At 40.4% G+C, this 23,708-nt stretch carries 26 protein-coding genes and 1 pseudogene; 17 read left to right on the top strand and 10 right to left on the bottom strand.

Going from position 1 to position 23,708, the window contains the following annotated elements; all coding sequences use genetic code 11:
• The first annotated feature begins 76 nt into the window (after nucleotides 1–76).
• On the top strand, nucleotides 77–1,723 hold the full coding sequence (gene nadB, locus MST17_RS05195; RefSeq protein WP_180026880.1) for an L-aspartate oxidase: 1,647 nt from the start codon (nucleotides 77–79) through the stop codon (nucleotides 1,721–1,723).
• 80 nt (nucleotides 1,724–1,803) lie between these two features.
• On the opposite strand, the gene MST17_RS05190 is transcribed toward nadB, so the two are convergent.
• From MST17_RS05190 to pabC, 4 genes are all read right to left on the bottom strand, one after another.
• Nucleotides 1,804–2,223, bottom strand: coding sequence for a PaaI family thioesterase (locus MST17_RS05190; protein WP_180003387.1), 420 nt, complete (start codon nucleotides 2,221–2,223; stop codon nucleotides 1,804–1,806).
• A 69-nt stretch (nucleotides 2,224–2,292) separates the two neighbouring features.
• Entirely contained in the window at nucleotides 2,293–2,898 is a 606-nt protein-coding gene (tmk, locus tag MST17_RS05185; protein ID WP_180003256.1) for a dTMP kinase, read from the bottom strand.
• Nucleotides 2,899–2,907: 9 nt separating this feature from the next.
• Entirely contained in the window at nucleotides 2,908–3,960 is a 1,053-nt protein-coding gene (gene mltG, locus MST17_RS05180) for an endolytic transglycosylase MltG (protein WP_180003258.1), read from the bottom strand.
• A 1-nt stretch (nucleotide 3,961) separates the two neighbouring features.
• A complete protein-coding gene (pabC, locus tag MST17_RS05175; RefSeq protein WP_180026881.1) occupies nucleotides 3,962–4,771 on the bottom strand; it encodes an aminodeoxychorismate lyase in 810 nt (269 codons plus the stop codon).
• A gap of 161 nt (nucleotides 4,772–4,932) precedes the next feature.
• On the opposite strand from pabC, the pseudogene MST17_RS05170 reads away from it, so the two are divergent.
• The 8 genes and pseudogenes from MST17_RS05170 to MST17_RS05135 all read left to right on the top strand — a co-directional run bounded on the left by MST17_RS05170 (nucleotide 4,933) and on the right by MST17_RS05135 (nucleotide 12,990).
• Nucleotides 4,933–5,939, top strand: a pseudogene (locus tag MST17_RS05170) (sulfate ABC transporter substrate-binding protein).
• Between the two features lie 176 nt (nucleotides 5,940–6,115).
• Entirely contained in the window at nucleotides 6,116–7,129 is a 1,014-nt protein-coding gene (locus MST17_RS05165) for a sulfate ABC transporter substrate-binding protein (protein ID WP_111883967.1), read from the top strand.
• Between the two features lie 33 nt (nucleotides 7,130–7,162).
• Complete coding sequence (locus MST17_RS05160) at nucleotides 7,163–7,768, top strand: alpha/beta hydrolase (protein ID WP_180003264.1); 606 nt, start codon at nucleotides 7,163–7,165, stop codon at nucleotides 7,766–7,768.
• Nucleotides 7,769–7,853: 85 nt separating this feature from the next.
• Nucleotides 7,854–8,687, top strand: a complete 834-nt coding sequence (gene cysT, locus MST17_RS05155; RefSeq protein ID WP_180003266.1) for a sulfate ABC transporter permease subunit CysT — start codon at nucleotides 7,854–7,856, stop codon at nucleotides 8,685–8,687.
• The gene (gene cysW, locus MST17_RS05150) at nucleotides 8,684–9,571 is read left to right on the top strand and encodes a sulfate ABC transporter permease subunit CysW (RefSeq protein WP_078190343.1); all 888 of its coding nucleotides are present in this window, start codon (nucleotides 8,684–8,686) and stop codon (nucleotides 9,569–9,571) included. Before cysT ends, cysW begins: the two co-directional genes overlap by 4 nt.
• 11 nt (nucleotides 9,572–9,582) lie before the next feature.
• Nucleotides 9,583–10,644, top strand: coding sequence for a sulfate/molybdate ABC transporter ATP-binding protein (locus MST17_RS05145; RefSeq protein WP_111883965.1), 1,062 nt, complete (start codon nucleotides 9,583–9,585; stop codon nucleotides 10,642–10,644).
• Nucleotides 10,645–10,698: 54 nt separating this feature from the next.
• Nucleotides 10,699–11,622 (top strand): CysB family HTH-type transcriptional regulator, encoded by a 924-nt coding sequence (locus MST17_RS05140; protein WP_180009951.1) that lies wholly within the window; start codon nucleotides 10,699–10,701, stop codon nucleotides 11,620–11,622.
• Between the two features lie 153 nt (nucleotides 11,623–11,775).
• Nucleotides 11,776–12,990, top strand: coding sequence for an OmpP1/FadL family transporter (locus MST17_RS05135; protein WP_257224021.1), 1,215 nt, complete (start codon nucleotides 11,776–11,778; stop codon nucleotides 12,988–12,990).
• A gap of 58 nt (nucleotides 12,991–13,048) precedes the next feature.
• Here MST17_RS05135 and carO read toward each other — a convergent pair whose 3' ends face one another.
• Nucleotides 13,049–13,753 carry an ornithine uptake porin CarO gene (gene carO / locus MST17_RS05130; protein ID WP_180026882.1) on the bottom strand — a complete coding sequence of 235 codons (705 nt, stop codon included), beginning with the start codon at nucleotides 13,751–13,753 and terminating at the stop codon, nucleotides 13,049–13,051.
• Between the two features lie 374 nt (nucleotides 13,754–14,127).
• On the opposite strand from carO, the gene dapD reads away from it, so the two are divergent.
• The 5 genes from dapD (at nucleotide 14,128) to MST17_RS05105 (ending at nucleotide 17,488) form a co-directional block, all read left to right on the top strand.
• Complete coding sequence (gene dapD / locus MST17_RS05125; RefSeq protein ID WP_078190347.1) at nucleotides 14,128–14,949, top strand: 2,3,4,5-tetrahydropyridine-2,6-dicarboxylate N-succinyltransferase; 822 nt, start codon at nucleotides 14,128–14,130, stop codon at nucleotides 14,947–14,949.
• Between the two features lie 113 nt (nucleotides 14,950–15,062).
• Nucleotides 15,063–15,773: a 7-carboxy-7-deazaguanine synthase QueE gene (gene queE / locus MST17_RS05120; RefSeq protein ID WP_180026883.1), complete on the top strand. Its 711-nt coding sequence runs from the start codon at nucleotides 15,063–15,065 to the stop codon at nucleotides 15,771–15,773.
• Nucleotides 15,774–15,802: 29 nt separating this feature from the next.
• A complete protein-coding gene (queC, locus tag MST17_RS05115) occupies nucleotides 15,803–16,474 on the top strand; it encodes a 7-cyano-7-deazaguanine synthase QueC (protein ID WP_180026884.1) in 672 nt (223 codons plus the stop codon).
• Between the two features lie 13 nt (nucleotides 16,475–16,487).
• The gene (locus MST17_RS05110; RefSeq protein WP_078192024.1) at nucleotides 16,488–16,895 is read left to right on the top strand and encodes a hypothetical protein; all 408 of its coding nucleotides are present in this window, start codon (nucleotides 16,488–16,490) and stop codon (nucleotides 16,893–16,895) included.
• Between the two features lie 134 nt (nucleotides 16,896–17,029).
• Nucleotides 17,030–17,488 (top strand): peroxiredoxin, encoded by a 459-nt coding sequence (locus tag MST17_RS05105; RefSeq protein ID WP_180026885.1) that lies wholly within the window; start codon nucleotides 17,030–17,032, stop codon nucleotides 17,486–17,488.
• Between the two features lie 59 nt (nucleotides 17,489–17,547).
• Here the strand turns inward: MST17_RS05105 and MST17_RS05100 are convergent, their stop codons facing one another.
• Entirely contained in the window at nucleotides 17,548–18,147 is a 600-nt protein-coding gene (locus MST17_RS05100; protein WP_180026886.1) for a LysE/ArgO family amino acid transporter, read from the bottom strand.
• A gap of 138 nt (nucleotides 18,148–18,285) precedes the next feature.
• Between MST17_RS05100 and MST17_RS05095 the strand changes: the two genes are divergently transcribed.
• The gene (locus tag MST17_RS05095; protein ID WP_180026887.1) at nucleotides 18,286–19,173 is read left to right on the top strand and encodes a LysR family transcriptional regulator ArgP; all 888 of its coding nucleotides are present in this window, start codon (nucleotides 18,286–18,288) and stop codon (nucleotides 19,171–19,173) included.
• A gap of 17 nt (nucleotides 19,174–19,190) precedes the next feature.
• On the opposite strand, the gene MST17_RS05090 is transcribed toward MST17_RS05095, so the two are convergent.
• The gene (locus MST17_RS05090; protein WP_180003275.1) at nucleotides 19,191–19,757 is read right to left on the bottom strand and encodes a YceI family protein; all 567 of its coding nucleotides are present in this window, start codon (nucleotides 19,755–19,757) and stop codon (nucleotides 19,191–19,193) included.
• Nucleotides 19,758–19,843: 86 nt separating this feature from the next.
• Nucleotides 19,844–20,413, bottom strand: coding sequence for a nicotinate-nicotinamide nucleotide adenylyltransferase (locus MST17_RS05085; protein WP_180026888.1), 570 nt, complete (start codon nucleotides 20,411–20,413; stop codon nucleotides 19,844–19,846).
• A 106-nt stretch (nucleotides 20,414–20,519) separates the two neighbouring features.
• Between MST17_RS05085 and MST17_RS05080 the strand changes: the two genes are divergently transcribed.
• Complete coding sequence (locus tag MST17_RS05080; RefSeq protein ID WP_180009958.1) at nucleotides 20,520–21,320, top strand: enoyl-CoA hydratase-related protein; 801 nt, start codon at nucleotides 20,520–20,522, stop codon at nucleotides 21,318–21,320.
• A gap of 95 nt (nucleotides 21,321–21,415) precedes the next feature.
• Nucleotides 21,416–22,189 (top strand): nitroreductase family protein, encoded by a 774-nt coding sequence (locus tag MST17_RS05075; protein WP_180026889.1) that lies wholly within the window; start codon nucleotides 21,416–21,418, stop codon nucleotides 22,187–22,189.
• A 175-nt stretch (nucleotides 22,190–22,364) separates the two neighbouring features.
• Here MST17_RS05075 and MST17_RS05070 read toward each other — a convergent pair whose 3' ends face one another.
• Both MST17_RS05070 and MST17_RS05065 read right to left on the bottom strand, forming a co-directional pair.
• Nucleotides 22,365–22,682 carry a YqfO family protein gene (locus MST17_RS05070; RefSeq protein WP_180007618.1) on the bottom strand — a complete coding sequence of 106 codons (318 nt, stop codon included), beginning with the start codon at nucleotides 22,680–22,682 and terminating at the stop codon, nucleotides 22,365–22,367.
• A 15-nt stretch (nucleotides 22,683–22,697) separates the two neighbouring features.
• The gene (locus MST17_RS05065; protein WP_180026890.1) at nucleotides 22,698–23,579 is read right to left on the bottom strand and encodes a LysR family transcriptional regulator; all 882 of its coding nucleotides are present in this window, start codon (nucleotides 23,577–23,579) and stop codon (nucleotides 22,698–22,700) included.
• Nucleotides 23,580–23,708 lie beyond the last annotated feature (129 nt).

The raw sequence follows: 23,708 nt of genomic DNA, 5'->3' as shown, positions 1-23,708 counted from the left end.
TTATTTAGTTAATTTATAGTCATTGCGTTTTTAGGCAAAAACAGTTGTGATGATCGGACATTTTTAAAATTAGCTGATGGACATGTCTAATTTAAACACGACACATCAATTTGATGTGATTATTGTGGGAAGTGGCGGTGCAGGCCTAAGTTTAGCCCTATCGTTACCAGATCATTTTAATATTGCTGTTTTAGCTAAATCGACGCTGACGGATGCCAGTACATATTATGCCCAAGGTGGTGTTGCTGCCGTCCTCGATAAAACAGATTCTATTGAACAACATATCAATGACACCATGATTGCCGGTGCGCATTTATGTGAAATGGCAGCGGTAAAACAAACCGTTGAAGGTGGTAAATCTTCTGTCGATTTTCTACTGAATCAGGGTGTGCAATTTACTTTAGACGACCAAGAACAGTTACATCTGACACGTGAAGGTGGTCACTCTCACCGGCGGATTATCCATGCAGCAGATGCCACAGGTCGTGCTATTTCCACAACATTGGTTGAACGTGCGCAAGAAAAAGCCAATATTCATATTTTTGAAAATTTTATTGCAATCGATTTAATCACCGCACAAAAATTAAATCCTGAAGCTGAAAACCGTGCTCTCGGTCTATATGCTTTAGATGAAAAAACCGAAAAAGTACATACCTTTTTAGCACCGTTCACTGCCCTTGCCTGTGGTGGTGCCATGAAGGCATATTTATATACATCAAATCCCGACATTGCGACGGGTGATGGTATTGCCATGGCGTATCGTGCAGGCTGCCGTGTTGCCAATATGGAGTTTAACCAATTCCATCCAACCTGTTTATATCATCCTCAAGCTCGCTCTTTCTTAATTACCGAAGCGATGCGTGGCGAAGGTGCCTATTTACGTCTTCCAGATGGTGAACGCTTTATGCTGCGCTTTGATGAGCGTGCCGAATTAGCACCACGCGATATCGTAGCGCGCGCTATTGATTATGAAATCAAACGTCTAGGAATCCGTCATGTTTGGCTTGATATCACCCATAAACCTGCAGAATTTGTCAAAGAACATTTCCCAACATTGTATGAACGCTTAATGGAACTCGGTATTGATATTACCAAAGAAATGATTCCGGTGGTTCCGGCAGCACACTACACCTGTGGTGGCGTTGTGGTTGATGAAAACAGTCAGACCGATATTCCAGGCCTATATGCCATTGGAGAAACCTCTTATACCGGCCTACATGGTGCAAACCGTATGGCAAGTAACTCCTTACTTGAATGTTTCGTCTATGGTATGAGTGCTTCAACACATATCACAGCACAACATCAAGGGACTTATCAGGCGCCTCATGTCCCAGAATGGGATGACTCGCAAGTGACTAACCCTGATGAAGATGTAGTGATTTTGCAAAATTGGGACGAGCTTCGCCAAACCATGTGGAACTACGTGGGCATTGTCAGAACGACCAAGCGGCTTCAACGAGCGCTCCATCGTATTGAAATGCTTAAGCGTGAAATCACCGAGTATTATCAAGATTATCAAGTCAGTAAAAATCTGATTGAACTCCGTAACTTAGTATTGGTATCAGAAATGATTGTGCGCTGTGCAATGGAACGTAAAGAGTCTCGTGGTCTGCATTTCACTTTAGACTATCCTGAACAAGCAGACGAACTACGTAAAACTGTGTTAAGTCCACCCGATTTCCAAGTGGAATGTCCATTGGTGAATACAGAACTGGTTTCTTAAACATCTAAAATGTCTAAAAACCATAAAAAGCCGAATATAAATTCGGCTTTTTATTTGAATCAGCAAATGCAATTGAGCCTTTATATTCGTTTTGGTGGAATAGAATAACTCCCTGTTATATGTGCAACAGGCTCATCCACACCTGCTGAATACACCAACACCTCACCATAAATTATACTTTTGCCCACTTTCAGCAATCGACACTCGCCTATTAAATCTTGATTGGCTTCGGGTTTTCTTAAAAAATTAATATTCATATTGGTCGTGACCGCCAGTCCTACAATCCCGATCTCCCCCAATATAGCCACATATAGCGCAAAGTCCGCCAAAGTCATCATAGTCGGGCCTGAAACAGTATTGCCAGGCCGCAAATCTTTTTCAGTCACATGCCAAATTAAAGTGGCAGCCTTTTCTCCAACTTCTACAATAGTGCAATGCTTTAAGCTTGGCGCAAATTCAGTCTTAAGGAAATTGATAATCTCCTGTTTTGTAGCATGCATAAAAAAATCATCCATAACTTATGCTATGAATGATTTTTAAATCAAATACCCAAAGATTACTATGGCATTTTAAATCTGTTGCAAATGCAATAATGCCTGTTGAAAAACCTCTTCAGGTGTTTGCGTCGCATCGAGGCGCTTCATGCGTGCAGGTTCATTTTCGTGAATTTCAGCAAAACCTGAACGCACTTTTTCAAAGAAAGTTGCTTTCTCTTGCTCAAAACGATCTAAAGCACCACGTTCACGTGCACGTAACATCCCCGTTTCAATTGGAGCATCCAACCAAAAGGTAATATCTGGCATACGCGCCACAAAACCGTCATTTAAAACTTTCAGTTTTTCTCGGTCCAAACCACGACCTGCACACTGATATGCAAAACTCGAATCTGTAAAACGGTCACATAAAACGATTTTATCTGCAGCCAACGCCGGCAGAATCACGGCTTCTAAATGCTGCGCACGTGCCGCATACATCAGCAATAACTCAGTATCATTACTCATAGTTTCTTCGTGGTTCACTGAAAGCAACAATGAGCGAATTTGCTCTGCCATGGGAGTACCACCCGGCTCACGGGTTAATACCACATCTTTCGCTAAGTGTTGGAAATGCTCATGTAGTTTACGAATCAATGTGGTTTTACCCACACCTTCCGTGCCTTCAAAACTAATAAACATGCTCACTCCTCAATTTTTCGCACGAATTACCGATAAATACTCTTGTACCGCTCGGTTATGGTCTGACAAATTACTGCTAAATTTATGACCACCGTTACCTGTTGCCACGAAATAAATGTTATTTGACGCATCTGGATGCATCGCGGCTTCAATAGCTTTTTGACTTGGCAAAGCAATCGGTGTAGGCGGTAAGCCATTGATCGTATAAGTATTATATGCTGTAGGTGTACGTAGGTCTTGGCGAGTAATATTGCCTTGATATTTATCGCCCATGCCATAAATAACCGTAGGGTCCGTTTGTAAACGCATGCCTTGTTGCAAACGACGGACAAACACCCCTGATACTTGCTCTAACTCACGATCAAGACTGGTTTCTTTTTCAATAATCGACGCCATAATCAAGGCTTCATATTTATCTTTATACGGTAAATTTTGAGCTCGATTAGTCCAAGCCTGATCTAAGGCTTTAATTTGTCGGTTATACAAATCCTTCAAAATTTTTCGATCAGACTCGCCTTTTGCAAAGAAATATGTATTCGGTGCGAATAAGCCTTCAGGGTGCGAATACGGAATACCGAGTTCTTTTAAAATTTGTGCATATGGTAAATGACTGATGTCATGTGTCACCAAAGGGTCATTTTTTAAAGCATCTATGAGTTGCTTAAATGTCGTCCCTTCGATCACTAAAATTCGATTCATTTGCGCATTTTCAGAGTTAGAAATCAGTTTCATGACTTCACGTACGCTCATGCCTTCATGGATTTCATATACACCCGCTTTCAGGGTGTCATTGATCATGAACTTTTGGTACAGCTTCAAAATAATAGGAAAATTAACTTGTTTCTCTTTGGCCAGTCGGTCAATAAATCCTGAATAGGTATCCCCTGCACCAATCGCCAACATTTGCTTTTTTCCTTCCACGGGATAGGCTTTAAATAAACTCGACCACAGTAAAATCGCCACAAGTACAACGATACCAAGTAGCACAACCAAACATGCTTTAAATGGAAAACCTGCTGTGGCAGATTTTTTCTTATTTGTTTTTTTAGACGCGGTGGACATATTAACGAATCTGACTTAATTGAAGTGTTCGGAAAAGTTCAATACAAGCTTGAACATCTAACTCAACTCCATTCAGAGTTGATGCAATTTTCATGGGACTTAAAGCATTGCAGAAAAAAACACTCTGAAAATGCGTAATTTCATCCATATTGACGTGACGTTGAGTACATGGAATTTGATGCTGCTGCATCCGTTTTAAAATTTCTGCACGCATGACACCATGCACGCCATTATAACGAAGTTCGGGCGTAATCCATCCTTCATTTGTACGAATAAAACAATTACTGCTCACACCTTCGACAACTGTACCTTGCACATCCGTCACCAAAGCTTCCCCCCATGGGGTTTGATCCAACTCTGCTTTGAGCATGACTTGTTCTAATCGATTTAAGGACTTCAAGCCCACCAAACTTGGCATGGTTAACCCAATGGCTTGATGTAATACACCACTTTCGACATTTTCGTACTCAAAATCTGCAACAGCTTTGGGGTAATAAAACACCCAAACATCTGCTGGATGCTCAGGTAAACTATAGCCACGCTGACCGATACCACGACTCAACACGATTTTCAAAGTGCCATTGACGACATCTTGTTTACGTAACAATTTTAGAGTGTCTTCAATGAGGCTTAAATCTGCATTTAGCTTTAATCGCTCATTACTCAGTTTTAATCGTGCAATATGCAAAGCTAAAAGTTCTATTTGTCCTTGGCGAATACGTGCCGTGCTAAAACAGCCATCGCCATAGTGAAAGGCTCGATCAAGTAAATCAACTTGTTCTATTTGCTGCGCATTTTTAAAACACTGCATACGTCGTCATCCCAATTACATCTCTTTATTTTAAAAAATAATCGTTCAGCATATATTTCTTTTTTGTTCATATTAAATTCTTTTTTAATTATTTTTTCTGCATAAAAACTACAGATATTCTTGCCTCATCCAACAAAACATGTATAAAAATTGAGGACAACATGAATCTATCTAAATTAAAACTTGGAGTTTTGGCTGCATTCATTTCTGCCACAGCATTCAGTGCATCTGCCAAAGATTTCTTAAATGTGTCATATGATCCAACCCGTGAATTGTATGACAACTTCAATAAAGACTTTAGTGTTTACTGGAAAAAAACCACAGGCCAAGACATTAACTTTAAACAATCTCATGGTGGATCAGGTAAACAGGCTCGTGCAGTTATTGATGGTCTAGATGCAGATGTCGTTACTTTGGCTTTGGCTGCAGATATTGATGAAATTGCTGCACGTGGTTTAGTTGCAAAAGACTGGCAAAAGAAATTCCCACAAAACTCAACACCCTATACATCGACCATTGTGTTCTTAGTGCATAAAGGCAACCCGAAAGGCATTAAAGACTGGGGCGATTTAATTAAACCAGGTGTCGACATTATTACCCCGAACCCCAAAACATCGGGTGGTGCGCGCTGGAACTATCTAGCAGCGCGGGCTTGGGCAAAACATCAAGCAGGTGGTAATGATGCAAAAGCCCAAGAATTTGTCCGTCAAATTTATAAGCAAACCAAAGTCCTCGACTCAGGTGCTCGTGGTGCAACAACTACATTCGCAGAACGTGGTATTGGTGACGTGTTATTGGCTTGGGAAAATGAAGCACATTTGGCAGTTCGTGAACAGCCGGGTAAGTTTGAGATTGTGACCCCTTCACTTTCTATCTTGGCCGAGCCACCTGTTGCGATTGTAGAAAAAATGCTAAGAAAGATGGCAATGAAAATTTAGCCAAAGCGTACTTAAATTATCTGTACTCACCTGCAGGTCAAACTATTGCCGCACAGAACTATTATCGTCCACGTAATGCGGCAGTTTTAGCAAAATATAAAAATGTTTTTAAACCTTTAAAACTCGTCACGATTGATAAAGAGTTTGGTGGTTGGAGCAAAGTGCAGAAAAAACATTTTGAAAATGGTGGTGTCTTTGATCAAATCGTGAAGATCAATAATTCAAAATAATGCTTTAAATACTGAAAAGCATCTTCCTTTCGCATAAGGTCGATGCTTTTTTTTCATAGACATGCCTTTTATCTTTTTTATTCATATAAAATTCATTTTTAATTATTTTTTATGCATAAAGATTGGCGCTATTCTTCACCCATGTTACAGATAAAGTAAAAATTATTGAGGTTCACATGAGTATTTCCGCAAAGTTAAAATTGGGTGTTCTTGCTGCAGTCATTTCGACGGTTTCTTTTGGCGCAGCTGCGAAAGATTTTTTAAACGTATCTTACGACCCAACGCGTGAACTCTATGAAAGTGTGAATAAAGACTTCAGCAAATATTGGGAAAGCCGTACAGGTCAAAAAATTAATTTTAAACAATCTCATGGTGGTTCAGGCAAACAAGCGCGTGCAGTCATTGATGGCTTAGATGCCGATGTAGTGACTTTAGCACTTGCAGCGGATATTGATGTGATTGCAGAAAAAGCCAAACTTTTACCTGCAGATTGGCAGAAGAAACTTCCACAAAACTCAACGCCATATACCTCAACGATTGTATTCTTAGTCCGTAAAGGCAACCCAAAAGCGATTAAAGATTGGGGCGATCTGGTTAAACCAGGCGTAGGTATTATCACCCCAAACCCGAAAACCTCAGGCGGTGCGCGTTGGAACTATTTAGCAGCATGGGCTTGGGCAAAACATCAAGCGGGTGGTAATGATACAACGGCTCAAGAATTTGTCCGTAAGATTTATAAAAACACCAAAGTACTCGATTCAGGCGCACGTGGTTCGACTACGACCTTTGCTGAACGTGGCATTGGTGATGTATTACTGGCTTGGGAAAATGAAGCACATTTAGCGATTCGTGAACAACCGGGTAAATTTGAAATTGTGACCCCTTCACTTTCAATTTTAGCTGAGCCCCCTGTTGCTGTTTTAGAAAAAAACGCAGAGAAAAAAGGTAATCTTTATTTAGCCAAAGGTTATTTAAACTTCCTTTATTCACCACGTGGTCAGCAAATCGCAGCTCAGAACTTTTACCGTCCACGTAACGCTACAACGCTTGCACAATACGCATCAGTCTTTAAGCCACTTAAACTCGTAACCATTGATAAAGAATTTGGTGGTTGGGATAAAGTCCAAAAAGCACACTTTGAAAATGGCGGCGTGTTTGACCAAATCGTCAAAGCCAACAATGGAAAATAAGACCAGTCATTGGCTGAATCAGGAGAACTTGACATGACACATACAGTAATTGTCCCGGGTGTAGGCGGTAGTGAACACGCACATTGGCAATCTTGGTTACAACGTCAGCTCATGTCTAGCTCTCGTGTTCAGCAAAAGGATTGGAATCACCCTGTACTAAAAGAATGGATTAAACAATTCGTTCAAACCGTACGACCGTTACAGGGTGAAATTCAAATTGTGGCGCATAGCTTTGGTTGTTTAACCACGGTGGCAGCATTGGCCTTGCATCCAGAACTCAATAAAAAAATCAAAAATTTAGTTTTGGTCGCACCCGCCAATCCAGCACGCTTTGGAGAAAACGGCTTTGCACGCGACAGTACAACGGATTACAAAGCATTTTTTCATCAGCTAACTATTCGTGTGCCGACAACGATGTTGATTAGTGAAAATGATCCTTGGCTTGGCTTTGAAGATGCAAAACAACTTGCAGGTGCTTGGAAGCTTTACCCTGTGAATATGGGCGCTGTGGGTCACATTAATGTTGCATCAGGTTTTGGGCCGTTTCCTGAAATTTTCAATTACTTAATTTCAGAAAACCACATGAAACATATCAGCTTTACTGATGAAAACAAGTATTTATTTCAATTTGCTTTTTAAGTACTGAGCATTAAGCTTGTCGCAAAATCATTTATTCAATTTTGCTGACCTTTTAAGTCAGCTTTTCTCATTTTGAGGAGTCATCATGTCGCAGCGATCCCGAGTGCTGCCAGGATTTGGTCTTTCTCTAGGCTTTACCCTAGCGTATTTATCCTTAATTGTGCTCATTCCCCTTTCGGCCGTATTTATTAAATCGTTAGGTATCGGTTGGGAAGGACTATGGGAGATTTTAAGCTCAGAACGTATTTTAAAATCGTTACAACTGAGTTTTAGTGCCGCCATTATTGCTGCGTTAGTCAATGTGGTTTTTGGTTTGCTCTTAGCATGGTGTTTGGTTCGCTATACCTTCCCGGGTAAACGTATTATCGATGCATTGGTTGATTTACCTTTTGCATTGCCAACTGCCGTTGCTGGTATTGCATTAACTTCGTTATATGCACCGACTGGTTGGATCGGTCAGTACCTTGAACCTATTGGCATTAAAGTCGCATATACCCCGATCGGTATTACCTTAGCCCTCATCTTTATTGGTATTCCTTTTGTGGTTCGTACTGTACAGCCTGTACTGAGTGATCTAGAAACTGAACTTGAAGAAGCAGCTTCGGCACTGGGCGCAAATCGCTTTCAGATCGTGACCAAAGTGATCTTACCTATTCTATTTCCTGCGCTGTTAACAGGTTTTGCTTTGGCCTTTGCACGCGGTGTGGGTGAATATGGATCGGTGATTTTTATCGCAGGTAACCAACCCTTCAAAACTGAAATTGCGCCATTGATGATCATCTCTCGCCTTGAAGAATATGATTATGCAGGCGCGACCACGATTGCAGTCGTGATGCTGGTGATTTCTTTTGCCATTTTATTCTTAATTAACTTGGTTCAAGCATGGGCAAGTCGCCGTACAGGGAGAACTGCACGATGAATACGAACAGTAATGCGCTTGCGGAAAAATTACAGTCGCGTGATGCAACGCGTGAACCGACATGGGTTCGTTATACCCTGATCATCATTGCTTTAATTTTCTTCTTAAGCTGCCTGATTCTGCCATTGGTTTTGGTTTTCGTTGAAGCCTTTAAACAAGGTGTTGGCGTTTACTTCCAAGCATTGGTTCATCCAGATACATTATCAGCAGTAAAACTTACCCTACTGACAGCTGTGATTGCCGTACCGCTAAACGTAGTGTTTGGTGTAGCTGCGGCATGGTGTGTTGCCAAGTTTAATTTCCGTGGTAAATCTATTTTAACCACGATTATTGATATGCCATTTTCAGTCTCTCCAGTTATTGCTGGCTTAATGTTGGTATTGATTTTTGGTACTCAAGGTTGGTTAGGCGGCTGGCTGATGGATAACGACATCAAAATTTTATATGCCGTTCCAGCCATTGTCCTTGCTACTGTGTTTATTACCGTTCCTTTTGTGGCACGTGAGTTGATTCCATTAATGGAAGCTCAAGGGACAGAGGAAGAAGAAGCAGCTATCGTATTGGGTGCTTCAGGCTGGCAGACTTTCTGGAAAGTGACACTTCCAAATATCAAATGGGGCTTAATCTACGGCGTGATTCTATGTAATGCACGTGCAATGGGTGAGTTTGGTGCTGTTTCTGTAGTTTCAGGTCACATTCGTGGCGAAACCAACACCTTACCGCTACACGTAGAAATCCTTTATAACGAATATACCTTTAGTGCTGCTTTTGCTGTGTCTTCACTATTAGCGCTCTTGGCGATTGTGACCCTGATTTTAAAAACATGGGTTGAACTACGTCAGGAACGACAAGACAAGCGTAAAGAAGATTCACAAGTTTCTTAAGGAATGACCTCATGAGTATTCAAGTAAAAAATATTGAAAAACACTTTGGTGCATTCCATGCACTTAAAAATATCTCTTTAGATTTCCCTGATGGCCAGCTTGTTGCGTTGCTTGGCCCATCAGGCTGTGGTAAAACCACCCTGCTCCGTATCATTGCAGGACTTGAATCTGCCGATAGCGGTCAAGTCATTCTAGAAGGTGAAGATGCCACTAAAGTTCATGTCCGTGAACGTGAAGTTGGTTTTGTATTCCAACATTATGCACTATTCCGTCATATGACCGTATTTGACAACATTGCTTTTGGTTTACGCGTACGCCCACGTGCAACACGCCCATCTGAAGCCGAGATCAAAAAGCGGGTTACTCGTTTGCTTGATCTTGTTCAGCTTGGTTTCTTGGCTGACCGTTACCCTGCTCAACTTTCAGGTGGTCAACGTCAACGTATTGCACTAGCACGTGCTTTAGCGGTTGAACCGCGTGTGTTATTACTGGATGAACCTTTTGGTGCATTGGATGCCAAAGTTCGTAAAGAATTACGCCGCTGGTTACGTACCTTGCATGACGAACTCCACATCACCTCTATTTTCGTGACCCATGACCAAGAAGAAGCGCTTGAAGTGGCCGATCAAATCATTGTGATGAATAAAGGCAACGTAGAACAGATTGGCTCGCCGCGTGAAGTTTATGAAAAACCTGCAACACCGTTTGTATTTGACTTTTTAGGTCAAGCCAACCGTTTTGAAGGTCAAAATAGCAATGGCCTCATTCAAATTGGTGAAGACCGAATTTTGTTGCCACAAAACGCCAATGCGCCGCAAGGAAATGTCATTGCCTTCGCTCGTCCGGATGAACTGCGTATTCATGCACAGCCGCAAGAAAATGCCATCCAAGCGACTTTTGTACGTGAGCTTTGGATTGCAGGTAAAGTCATTGCTGAACTGCATGACCGTCAAGGCAATCTTATTGAAATTTCATTAACGGCAGATGAAGCGAAAGCGCATCAATTCCGCCCAAATCAAACGGTATGGTTAAGTGCAACTAACTTGCATTTATTTGAAAACCAAGTTGCATAAAAAAAAAGTTGGGGCCTTCACAAGCCCCACTTGCTTTTAAGGTAAAATAAAATTATGAATTTCCAACAATTAAGAATTATTCGAGAAACCGTACGTCAGAATTTTAATTTAACAGAAGCGTCTGCTGCACTTTACACCTCGCAGTCTGGCGTTAGTAAACACATCAAAGATCTAGAAGATGAACTTGGTGTACAGCTGTTTATCCGTAAAGGTAAACGTCTACTCGGTTTAACCGAACCAGGCCAGTCATTATTGGGTATCGTTGAACGTATGCTCGTGGATGCAGACAATATTAAACGTCTAGCAGATGACTTTAACAAAGTGGATGAAGGGACATTGACGATTGCGACCACACATACGCAAGCGCGTTATGTCTTGCCGCCGATTGTGAACCAATTTAAAAAAGAATTTCCAAAAGTTCATCTAATTTTGCAACAAGCAAGCCCTGTTGAAATTACAGAAATGCTCCTTCAAGGTGAAGCGGATATTGGGATCGCAACCGAATCGTTAACCACCGAAGATAACCTTGCAAGTGTGCCTTACTATAACTGGCAACACAGTATCATCACACCACAAGAGCATCCACTGACCCAAAAATCAAATATCACCATTGAAGATTTGTCGAACTATCCAATTATTACTTACCACGGTGGTTTTACGGGTCGTTCAAAAATTGATAAAGCCTTTGAAGATTCAGGCTTTGATGTTGATATCGTGATGTCCGCACTTGATGCAGACGTTATTAAAACCTATGTTGAACTGAATATGGGCGTGGGTATTGTCAACGATGTGGCCTACGACCCAGAACGAGATTACCGTTTAAAACAAATTCCAACCGATATTTTTGGGGTCAATACCACTTGGATTGCTGTTCGCAAAGGACATTTACTACGCGGTTATGGCTATGAGTTTATTTCTTTATGTTCACCAGATGCTGACATCAAAGCGTTGAAAAAAGTCGCTTACCCAGAAGAATGATAGGCCAATTGACGAATTAAAGAGGACACCTACTGTCCTCTTTTTTTGGTAAACACATATTTTATCTAAGTTTTCTTGGCTTTATTTTTAATTTTGATTAAAATACATCCAACACAATAAAAATTAAAACCTTATTACTTCCGACCCATATTTATGAAAAATCAATTCGTCGCAGTGGCAGTCGGTATCGTCTGCCCCATACAGATCATGTATGCAGCAGGAATAGAAAACTCAGATCAATCGATCTCGGCCTTTCTTGAACCCGGAAATTATACTGAAGCCAGTTTCGCTTATGTCGATGCTCAAGTTGACGGCAAAGTTCAGAATCAAGGCTTAATTAGTGAATTGGGCATCACTGATTTTTCTACAGGGAATCTCGCTCATCAACAATTTTCTGGGAAATTTGCACTTAAAATTCAACCACATGAAAATATTTCTGCGGGAGTAATTTATGAGCAACCTTTTCATACTGATATCAGTTATCAATATAGTCCTCGCTTACCAGATAGCTCAAATATCGATATTGAAAGCGCCGATATTAACTTTAGAACGCATAACCTAACTGGACTGGTAGGCTATCAACCCAATAATAATTGGAATATTTATAGCGGTTTAAGCCTACAAACATTTAAAGGTGATTTAAAAATTTCTGGGCAACAATATGCTGCTCTCAATGGCTACCATGCCGATTTTAAACAAGATGAAGCGATTGGTTGGCTGCTCGGATTCAGTTATCAAATCCCTGAATATGCTATTAAAACTAGCCTAACCTATCGTTCAAAAATAAAACATGAAAATAAGACCTCTGAATCAACTTTATATTCAAATGGTCCTTTTCAATTAGTACTTGACACCCATACCTCAATTCAAACGCCACAAAGCGTCAATTTTGATTTTCAAACAGCCATTAGCCCACACAATGTTGTATATGGCACAGTTCGGTGGATTAATTGGAAAGATTTCAACATTCAGCCACCGCAGTTTAATGCCGTGCTTCAATACGCAGCACTCGATCCACAATACCGTGATTTAGCTGATATCCAATTGGTGGAATATCAGAAAGATCAATGGTCAGGAAAATTGGGGATTGCACATCAATTTAATCCGAGTTGGCTCGCTGCTGCAGAATTTATTTGGGACAACGGGACAGGAAATGCGGTGTCTACCTTAAACCCAAGTGATGGCTATCGAGGTTTAGGTTTAGGTATGATGTATAAATTTAACCCGAACAATTTTCTAGCGACTGGCCTGTATTATATGAAACTCTCAAAACCATCGAATACTGAAAAATCTCATATTTCAGGTCTTGCAAGTGTCTCAGACAATGATGCCATGATCTATGGTTTGAAATTTGGTCACAGATTTTAAACGCATTCTAAAAACAAAAAAAACGAGCCGAAGCTCGTTTTTTTATTTCAGTAATAACTTACCAATGGTAGCTCACACCTACTTTACCTACTGGAAGCCATTCGTATTTGTCATCTTGCTCAACGTTACGTTCATGGTCAGCAAGAATTGCAGGGTCATCACCTACACCTGTCAATTTAGCCGATGGATTACCAGTGTAATAAGCACCTACTTCACCGAATACGCCCCAGTTTTTATTCAATTTTGGCGCAAAACCTAAACCTAGGTATGGAGCGATATCATTATCATAAGACACTGTACCGTTTACTCGTGTAAAGTTTGTCTCTTCACCATCAATTTTAATTGGTGTATCACCTTTACGACGCTTATCTAACGTATATTCAGTGTCGATATAACCTACACCCGCAGCAACATAAAGACCTTGAGCCCATGGATTAGCACTTGCACCCCAAGGACGAACTTCTGCATTTAAGTAACCAACTTTGTTATCCATATCCATGTCGTATTTTACGCCATCGACAGATAAGTCATCAGACCATGAAATATCACCACCGTTATAACCTAATGCAAGGCCAACGTATGGGTTCGCAGTCCAAAGTAACGCACCACCATAACCAGTCGTACCCACTTCTAGACGAGCGCCAGTTGGGATAAGTTGGTTTTGATCAAATGCATAACCATCATGAACTACAGAGGTATCTGCCATTGCAGTACCTGCAGCAGTAAGTAGAGCAGCTACTGTTAATAAACGTAATGATTTCATGTGTTTCTCCTCAAAATAAACTGTTATTCAGATTTTACAGACTTGTTATATGGCACATGTTAAAAGGAAACACAGCTCAACATTTATGCAAATTTACTGATTTTTTGTTAACTTTTGATACATTTAGATTTTAATATTGATTAATAAAGAGTTTTTATTTGATTTTTTTAAATATAATAATGATGTTAAGGAACAATTCTGTATATTTTGCGTATTTTTTATACAAACCTTGTGAAAATGCTAAATTCATCACTCTTAATTTCTTGGTTTTAGTACTTGCTTAATAATTAATTCCGATCCTAGGCCGATTTACCATCTATTTTTAACTCGATTTAGTGTAAAATCTTGGAAAATTTTTTTCTGGATGGAAGAACATGTCTCAGCTTTCAACAATCATTGAACAAGCGTTTGAAGACCGTGCTAATTTCACTGCAGCTGACTGTCCTGCTGAAGTACGTGCAGCAGTAGAAGAAGTGATCGCTGGCCTAGATAACGGTACATTACGTGTTGCTGAAAAAATTGATGGTGAATGGATTGTTCATCAATGGGTGAAAAAAGCCGTTTTGCTTTCATTCAAATTGAACGACAACAAACCAATGGAAGCTTGTGACTTACGCTTCTATGACAAAGTTGATACTAAGTTCTCTGACTGGACTGAAGAACAATTTAAAGCTGCTGGTGTACGTGTAGTACCACCTGCTGTAGCACGTAAAGGTTCTTTCCAAGCGAAAAATGTTGTATTGATGCCTTCATATGTCAATATTGGTGCATATGTTGACGAAGGTACTATGGTTGATACATGGGCAACTGTTGGTTCATGTGCTCAAATTGGTAAAAATGTTCACTTATCTGGTGGCGTTGGTATTGGTGGCGTTCTTGAACCACTTCAAGCAAACCCAACAATCATTGAAGACAACTGCTTTATCGGTGCGCGTTCTGAAATCGTTGAAGGTGTGATCGTAGAAGAAGGTTCTGTGATTTCAATGGGCGTATTCATTGGTCAATCGACTAAGATTTATGACCGTGAAACTGGCGAAATCCATTACGGTCGTGTTCCTGCTGGCTCTGTTGTGGTTTCTGGCAGCCTGCCTTCTAAATGCGGTAAATACAGCCTATATGCTGCAGTAATCGTGAAAAAAGTTGACGCGAAAACTCGTGCGAAAACAAGCTTGAACGAATTATTACGCGAAGACTAAGTCTTTATTTCAGCGGAGCATTCGTGTTCCGTGGAGCTTCTATCGCTCCTCGTCTCTACGGTTAGCAATGATCGTAGAGATTTTTTGTTTTTTTATATCTGGTTAATTTTGTTATGAGTACCCTTCGATCTTCCGCTATTCCTGTTTCTGATCCGTCTGCGGGTTTACGTATTACGGAGATTTTTTATTCATTGCAAGGTGAAGCCAATACCGCAGGTTTGCCTACGGTCTTTATCCGCTTGACGGGCTGTCCGTTACGTTGCACTTATTGTGATACGACCTATTCGTTTGAAGGTGGTGAACGCCAATCATTAGAAGAAATTATTCAAACCACTTTAGATTTTAAAACCCCTTATATTTGCGTGACGGGTGGTGAGCCGCTTGCTCAACCGAACGCCCTTCCCCTCATGACTCGTCTGGCCGATTTAGGCTGCGAAGTATCTGTAGAAACCAGTGGTGCTTTAGATGTGTCTAAAGTTGACCCGCGTGTTTCAAAAGTTATGGATTTAAAAACCCCGACATCGGGTGAAGTTGCACGAAACTTGCTTAGCAACTTCGACCATTTAACAGCGCATGATCAGATCAAATTTGTGATTTGTAATCGTGAAGACTATGAATGGTCAAAACAGCAAGTTGAGCGCTATAAGCTAAACGAAAAAGTTAGCACCATTTGGTTCTCTCCGGCCTTTGCCGTTGAAAAAAGTGCTGTTCGTTTGCCTCAGCTTGCACGTGATTTAGCACAATGGATTTTAGAAGACCATCTCCCTGTTCGCTTCCAATTGCAATTACATAAATTGCTTTGGAACGATGAAACTGGTCGTTAAGTTTTAAAGAATTATTTGGAGTAATGCATATGCGCCCTCGTGCCATAGTTTTATTGTCTGGCGGCTTAGACTCAACCACTTGTTTAGCTTGGGCTCAAGCACGTTATGAATGTATTGCCTTAAGTTTTATGTATGGTCAACGTTCTACGACAGAACTAGATGCTGCTCGTGAGTTAACTAAGCTGGCTGGTGTAGAACATCGTGTCATTAATATAGATTTAGGTAACTTAGGTGGCTCTGCGTTAACTGACCATAGCATTGAAGTTCCTGATCATGAACAAGCCGGTATTCCTGTAACTTATGTACCAGCGCGTAACACGATTTTCTTGTCCTATGCTTTAGCTGCGGCGGAAGTTTTTGGTGCAGAAGCAATTGTCATTGGTATTAATGCGGTTGATTACTCAGGCTATCCAGACTGCCGTCCAGAGTTTATCGAAGCCTTTGCCAACATGGCTCGCCTTGCAACTAAAGTTGGCGTTGAAGGAAAACCACTTAAATTTGAAACACCTCTGTTACATTTATCCAAAGCAAATATCATTCGCTTAGGTATAGAACATGGCGTAGACTACAGTCAAACGGTGTCTTGCTATCAAGCAGATGACCAAGGTCGTGCTTGCGGTAAATGCGATAGCTGCCGTCTTCGTAAACAAGGTTTCGTTGACGCAGGTGTTGAAGATCCGACACGTTACATACCGAAATAACAAGGTAGGGTTTATGAAAAATTTAAAATCAAACATTATTCTTTCTGCTGCTTTCTCTGCAGCTGCATTGTTTGCTTCAGTTGCACACGCTGACAACGACAAGCTTCAACAAGCATATAAGAGCACTAACGTAAAATCTTCGTTAATTAATGTTTGTAAAGAAGAAACTGGCAAAGGTAAAAAACTAACTGCCGCTGAAGTTAGCAAATACTGTACTTGTGCTGTTGAAGCAGATGGTCGTTTAACCAATGCTCAAAAATGGGAAATCCAAAGCACAATCAACCAGAAGAAAAGCCCTGCAACACTCGCTTTTGTTCAAAAACAAAATAAAGACCTTCAAGCATGTTTCGGTCCTCAGTTAACAGGTAAATTAAAAAATTTAACTGAAGAAGCAATGAAATCTGCTCAAGCGAAAAAATAATTTTCGTCTTAAAAAAGCCTGCAAATGCAGGCTTTTTTATTGCTTTAAGTTCAAAGTAAATTCTGTATGATGGTCATATTTCACATACTTTGTTTAAGCCCATTTAGGGATAAGACATGAAAAAGGAAATCTTCATGACTGAAATTAGCTTACCAAATCAAACCTTCCCAACCACCTCAGGTGAAGTCAACCTTGCAGAACTAAACAATGACTGGCTGATCATCTACTTCTACCCTAAAGATTCAACACCAGGATGTACGACGCAAGCCATTGGGTTTTCATGCTTAAAAGATCAGTTTGATGCGCTTAATACACCAATCTACGGCATTTCTCGCGACTCGGTTAAAGCCCATCAAAACTTCACTGAAAAGCAAAATCTAAGCATTGATTTAATCAGTGATAAAGAAGAAGTGCTATGTCAGCATTTCGATGTGATTAAAGAAAAAAATATGTATGGCAAAAAGGTTATGGGCATCGAACGCTCAACCTTTATTTTCCATAATGGAAAGCTGGTAAAAGAATATCGTAAAGTCAAAGCTGCAGGCCATGCAGAACAAGTCTTAGAAGATTTAAAAGCATTACAAGCTGCATAAAATTAATGATTTGAGCCCGCTCCTTTAGGAATGGGCTCAAATTTAATGAGGACATATAACTAGAGCAATAATGAAATTGCAATTCCCCACATCACAACGCCAATAATAAAGTCTAAAACTTTCCATGCCTTTGCACTTTGGAAGAGCGGTAATAAATAGCGCGCACCAAATCCGAGGACAAAGAAAAACACCCATGAAGCTGTAATTGCCCCAATCGCAAAATATACGGCTGTCGATTCAAACTTCGTTGAAATAGACCCAATCAGCACAACCGTATCGAGATACACATGTGGATTTAACCACGTTAAAGCCAAGCAAATCAGTATCAACTTCAATAGTTTGGTTTCATTCTTCTCACTGGGCGCTAAACTGCTCGAAGTTTTAAAGGCTTGCAGAAAATGCTGTGCTCCATAAACTGCTAAAAAAGTTGCGCCCAAATATTTAGCTCCATTGACAATTTCCGGATGACTTTCAACCAATTGGGAGAATCCGAGCACACCTAGTAAGATGAGTATCGAATCAGAAGCAGCACAAATAGCGCAGAGCCAAAAGACATACTGCTTTTTTAACCCCTGCTTGAGAATAAACGCATTTTGCGCACCAATCGCGATAATTAGGCTAAATCCAATTGCGAGCCCTTGCATATAACTGTGCAACATTTTTAACTACACTTTCAAAGCTTTAAATGAATGTTGCTATTATCCAAGCTAATTGCTAAAAATAAGTATTTATAAATAAATATCAATATAACTAAGTTTTTCTTAGTTTGTGAAATTTCTAATGCTCATAGGTGACTCATGTTACAAAGCAAACATAGCGAAGCTTTTCTTGCAGTTGCTGAAACAGGAAGCTTTGAACAAGCGGCACTGCGTTTAAACATTACGGCATCTGCGGTCACGCTCAGGCTGCAAACCTTAGAAAAGAAATTAGGTCATGTACTCATTGTACGTGAACGACCCTGCCGCCCAACACTCGCGGGCCAATCATTATTACATTATTTACAACACAGCAAATTACTAGAACATAATTTTCTGCAAAATCTAACAGGACAAACGGCGAATGCTTTCTATCAAGTCAATATTGCGACCAATGCTGACTCACTTGCGACATGGTTGCTTCCGCTACTCAAAGATCTCTTAATTGAAGAAAAAATCGTGATTCATTTTCAGGTCGATGATCAGTCACAAACACATCATTTATTAGAAGCCGGTTTGGTCAATGCCTGTGTCACAACAGAATCAGAAGCCATGAAAGGCTGCGTCGCAGAATATCTGGGTGAAATGCATTATCGCTTTGTAGCAACCCCTGATTTTATACAAAGATGGTTCGGTCAAGGCGTGACGCGAAATGCGTTAAGGGCTGCGCCTGCACTGATTTTTAATGAGAAAGATGACCTACATACGCAATCGATTCAGAAAAATTTCGGACTCAATCCTTCACAATATCCACATCATTTCATTCCCTCTTCAACGGCATTTTTTGATGCCATTACGATGGGCTTGGGCTATGGATGGTTACCCGACTATCAAAGCAAAGACTTATTGGCAGAGGGAAAATTGATAGAGCTTTCAACAGAACTCAGTATTGATTTAGCCTTGTATTGGCATCACTGGAACCAACAATCTGTTCAATTACAAAAATTGACTGCTGTTGTGCTGCAACATGCCAAAGATCATATGTGTTAAACCCTGTAAGACTGCGGTTATTCAAGCCGCCATTGGCCTTTGAGCTGTATCAATACTTGCTCACCAACACCACCCAGTGCTTTACGCATACCAAAATCACTACGCTTAATGGTTGCTAAAGATTGAACATCCAACACTTTTGGATTTTGCGGATTTGGGGTGAGTGTGGTATCGAAGATCACAGGTTTAGTGATACCACGAATGGTGAGATCCCCTCGAATCATATACTTCGCATATGCCACTGGTTCGATTTGTTTACTGACAAACTTCACTTGCTTAAATTCAGCGGCATCAAAATATTCACTTCCCAAGATTAATCCCTTTAAGCTTGGGTTACTAAAACTGATGCTATCTACATCTAACAGTAAATGCGCTGAACCTTTATGTGGAATTTCAGGATCAAACTTAAGGTTCGACTGAACCTTATTAAAGCGCCCTTCTACAATAGACAGCCCCACAGATTTAATGCCAAAAGTGACCTGACTATTAGGCGTTAGCGTCCACTCAGCAGCATGTAGGGGCAATACGCAGCATAAAGCGAAGGCTCCCATATATTTTGCTAAGGTTCCGTGACGCAAATTCATGTTTTTCTCCTGAATAAAACACAACCTAAAATCACTACAATGTTTATTTTTTGCTCCATTGTAGTGCTAGAAATTTTAGCGTTTTTTTATAGCAGATTTGTTTTATCCTGAGTCATAAATTTGTGTTGAAGTTGTTTATAAATGTCTGTCTGTTGAAATTTTTGCAAAAATTCGACGGTACCTTGAGGAAAAGCATTATGCTGAATTTCACCACGAAAATACGCTTCACGTACTGGTGTCGCAGAAATCGCCCCTTCTAGACTATCCAGCTCAACCATTTTCCACTCGGGGAAGAATTTTAAATAATAAGAAGAATCATCTTTAAAATGCCCGATCAAACCGACTTTTGCATTCGTTTCAACTACATCATCTACCAAAGATTTGACTAACTTTTGCCATTTTTCATCGTTATATACATCAATCACATGCACAAACTTGATTCGCTTCTGATCTTGCTCTGAAAAACTTGAAAGGATCATCTGCTCACGTTCTACAGCCAAAAATGGATTTTTGATATTACGTTCATTTTGCGCCGAACCAAGCGCCAGAAGCACATATTGACTTTGTTGCAAGGCAATTTTAATGGTTTGCAGATGTGCTAAATGGAACGGCTGAAAACGCCCAATGAAAACCAAATAATCAAATGTATATTTCATATCAAATCAAACTTTTTATGAACTGAGCAGTTGTGCCACAGGCTGAAATATGCGACATAATGTTGAGCATAAAATCAAAACGAAACTTTTACGCAAGGATAGTACGATGACACTGAGCTGTATTCAACAACCCCATGAACATTTGAATGCGAATTTGGACAATGGCGTACTGACCTTAGCCATCAACCGACCTCAGGCGAAGAACGCGCTGTATACAGAACTATATCTGTGGATTGCAAAAGCATTAGATGAAGCTGATGAAGATACTTCAGTGCGTGTAGTTGTACTCCGTGGTCAAGATGCGGACTTCAGTGCGGGCAATGACATGCAAGATTTTATGAAATCTGCTGCTCAAAAAGGGCAAGCTCCAGCTTCTGAAGGCGCACCGTTCATTTTATTAAAATCTGCTGCTCAATTTTCTAAGCCGCTGATTGCTGCGGTTCGCGGTGTTGCCATTGGGATTGGTGTTACGATTCTGCTTCATTGCGATCTAGTCTACAGCGACAATACTGCCCTATTCCAAATTCCGTTTGTGAGCCTTGGTCTATCGCCTGAAGGTGCATCGAGCAAGCTATTGGTTCAACAAGCCGGCTACCATAAAGCGGCGGAATTACTGTTAACTGCTCAGAAGTTTGACAGTGCGACAGCGCTTTCAGCAAATTTGGTCAATAGCATTGAAGAAGATGCTTATGCGACAGCTGCGAAAAAAGCAGCACAGTTATCTGCACTTCCACTAGCGTCTTTGGTTCAATCAAAAGCATTAATGAAACATAATGTAGATGAAATCGTGGCATGGATTGACCATGAAGCTGAAATTTTCATGGATCGAGTAGGCTCTCCAGAAATGATGGAAGCTGTTGCCGCCTTTATGCAAAAACGCAAACCTGACTTCTCTCAGTTCAATTAATGTTTTAATGGAACTAAAAAACCACTCATATTTGGGTGGTTTTTTTCATCTCAGCCCCAATCTATTTTCTAAATTAAAAAACTGGATGTTTCCACATGACTGCAGCATCACAAACTGACAATAAACCTGAAAAGAAACGCTACTACGAGCCTGCGCCTGAAGGCATCGATATCGAGAATTTTAAAAAAATTGTACAAAGCCGTCGTTCTGTACGTAAGTTTACCGACAAGGCCATTCCAAACGACATTTTAGATGAATGCTTAGACCTCGCCTTGCTTGCACCGAATTCATCGAATTTACAACCGTGGACATTCTACGTCGTTCAAAACCCTACAAAGAAAAAACAATTAGTGAAAGCTTGCTTAGGGCAACTAGCTGCAAAAACTGCTGCTGAATTGATTGTCTGTGTCGCGCGTACTGACCGTGTAGATGAAATGGCAAAACGGAATATTTCGGAATTTCCATTTCCTGAAGCCCCTGCAGCGGTACAGAAGTATTACAAGTTTATTCCTTATAACTATAAAACTGGTTACTTCAACGCCCTAGGTAACTTTAAGAAAGTTGCTTTCAAAGTTGCACGTACACTGGATAAACAATTGCCTGTAACAGCTTTTAATGAAGCCGATGCAAAATTATGGGCAAGTAAAACCACAGCATTGGCTTGTGAAAACTTAGTTTTGGCTTTACGTGCCTATGGTTTTGACAGTTGTATGATGGAAGGTTTTGATGAACCTTTGGTGAAGAAGATTTTAGGATTAAATGCCCAGCAATACCCAGTGATGGTGATTGGTGCAGGTGAACGTGCTAAAGATGGTGTGTTCTTCCCGCAGTATCGTTTTGACCGTGAGCTGTTTATTCAGAAGATATAAATTGCTTTCAAATGAATGGTCACAACCACAATTAGCTGCATAACTTTAAATAATCGGTAAGTCCCTTCTCTCTTCGGGATGAGGAGCATGTTCCGCAAGAGGATGAGGGGGCATAATCTGATAAATCCTCTCCCTAACCCTCTCCTTTAAAAGGAGAGGGGACTTTTATTGTGAATTAAAAACTCACATCCACCATTTGAATAAACTCAAATGCTGGCTCTTCATAAGGATGACTTGCTTTTAAAGCCCTTGCGACTTCACTCGCTTTATCTTCAGGCACGATGGTTTCCACTCGCCATTCAGGGATAGATTCAAGCTGATTCAACTCACCAATAAAAGGATTTGCGCCTTTTACAGGTTTAAATTGCCCCGTCCCTAACACTTGCCAAGCACAGTGTTCATAGTTTCCGATACCTCCTGCTCCAGCTTCAAAAACAGCCAGTTTAGTCGACTCTAGGTGAGACTCAGGTACATAATAAATCAGTTTTAACATTGGTTATTCCAGACGCTATTGTGCAGTCACATTATTTAAAGCACTGCAAATCATTTTTAATGCCACATTATTCGATGCATTCGGATAGGTTGCATATAAACCTAGTTTCGGTAATTCCACATCTGTTTGAATGACTTTGACCGAATCATTTAAAAATTTGAGTAAATATTCGGGCACAAAACTCAGGCCCATGCCCATATTAATCAAATTTAAATGCTGCATGACATTTGTTACCCACAGCATATGATCATGTTGATGCTGATCAAAAGGAATCAAGGCATTTAAGGTATCGTAAAAAACAGGAGAAGCATTTTGTTCACACATAATAATGGTGTGATTTTTTAACTCTTGAAGTTTTAAGATGCGATCTGATGGATGCAGATGCGCTGCACCGACTAGATAGATCTGCTCACTTAAAACCTGAATATTGGTAAAGTCGTCATGACTTAAGTGATAACGAGTAAAGCTAATATCCAATTCGGTATTTTTGAGTTTTTGGATTTGGTCTGTACACGTCAAGCTATGTAAATGAATTTTCAAATCAGGGATATGTTGTTTTAATTGCGCCAAAATACTCGGCATAATTTTCAATTCTGCGACATTTAAAAAGCCAATATGTATTTGATTATTTTTGGCTTGCGCCACGTGGCGAGCTGCGGCTACAGCTTGTTTGGCATTTTCTAGTGCTTGCTCTGCATATTTCAGAAAAGCCTGCCCTTCATCGGTCAGTAAGACTTTGCGAGCAGAACGTTCAAATAATTGCACCCCAACTTCCTGCTCTAAGTCTTTAATTTGCTGACTGAGCGATGGTTGTGCTGTAAATAGTTTTTCCGCTGCCTTAGTGAAACTCTGTTCTTTCGCCACCGTCACAAAATAACGTAAATGTCGTAATTCCATTCGCTTCACTCCACACACTCACTACATCACCCGTGTCATGCAGTCAAAATACCAATAGATCTATAGTTTATATGAATATCCATTCTACTCGGAAAATCATTTGCCTAGACTGCGGACTATTCCAAGTTT

The organism is Acinetobacter sp. YH16056_T (assembly GCF_024605895.1).
In the GTDB taxonomy this organism is placed as follows: domain Bacteria; phylum Pseudomonadota; class Gammaproteobacteria; order Pseudomonadales; family Moraxellaceae; genus Acinetobacter; species Acinetobacter amyesii.
The sequence above is the reverse complement of the archived record's forward strand: the minus strand, read 5'-3'. Positions and strand labels throughout refer to the sequence as shown.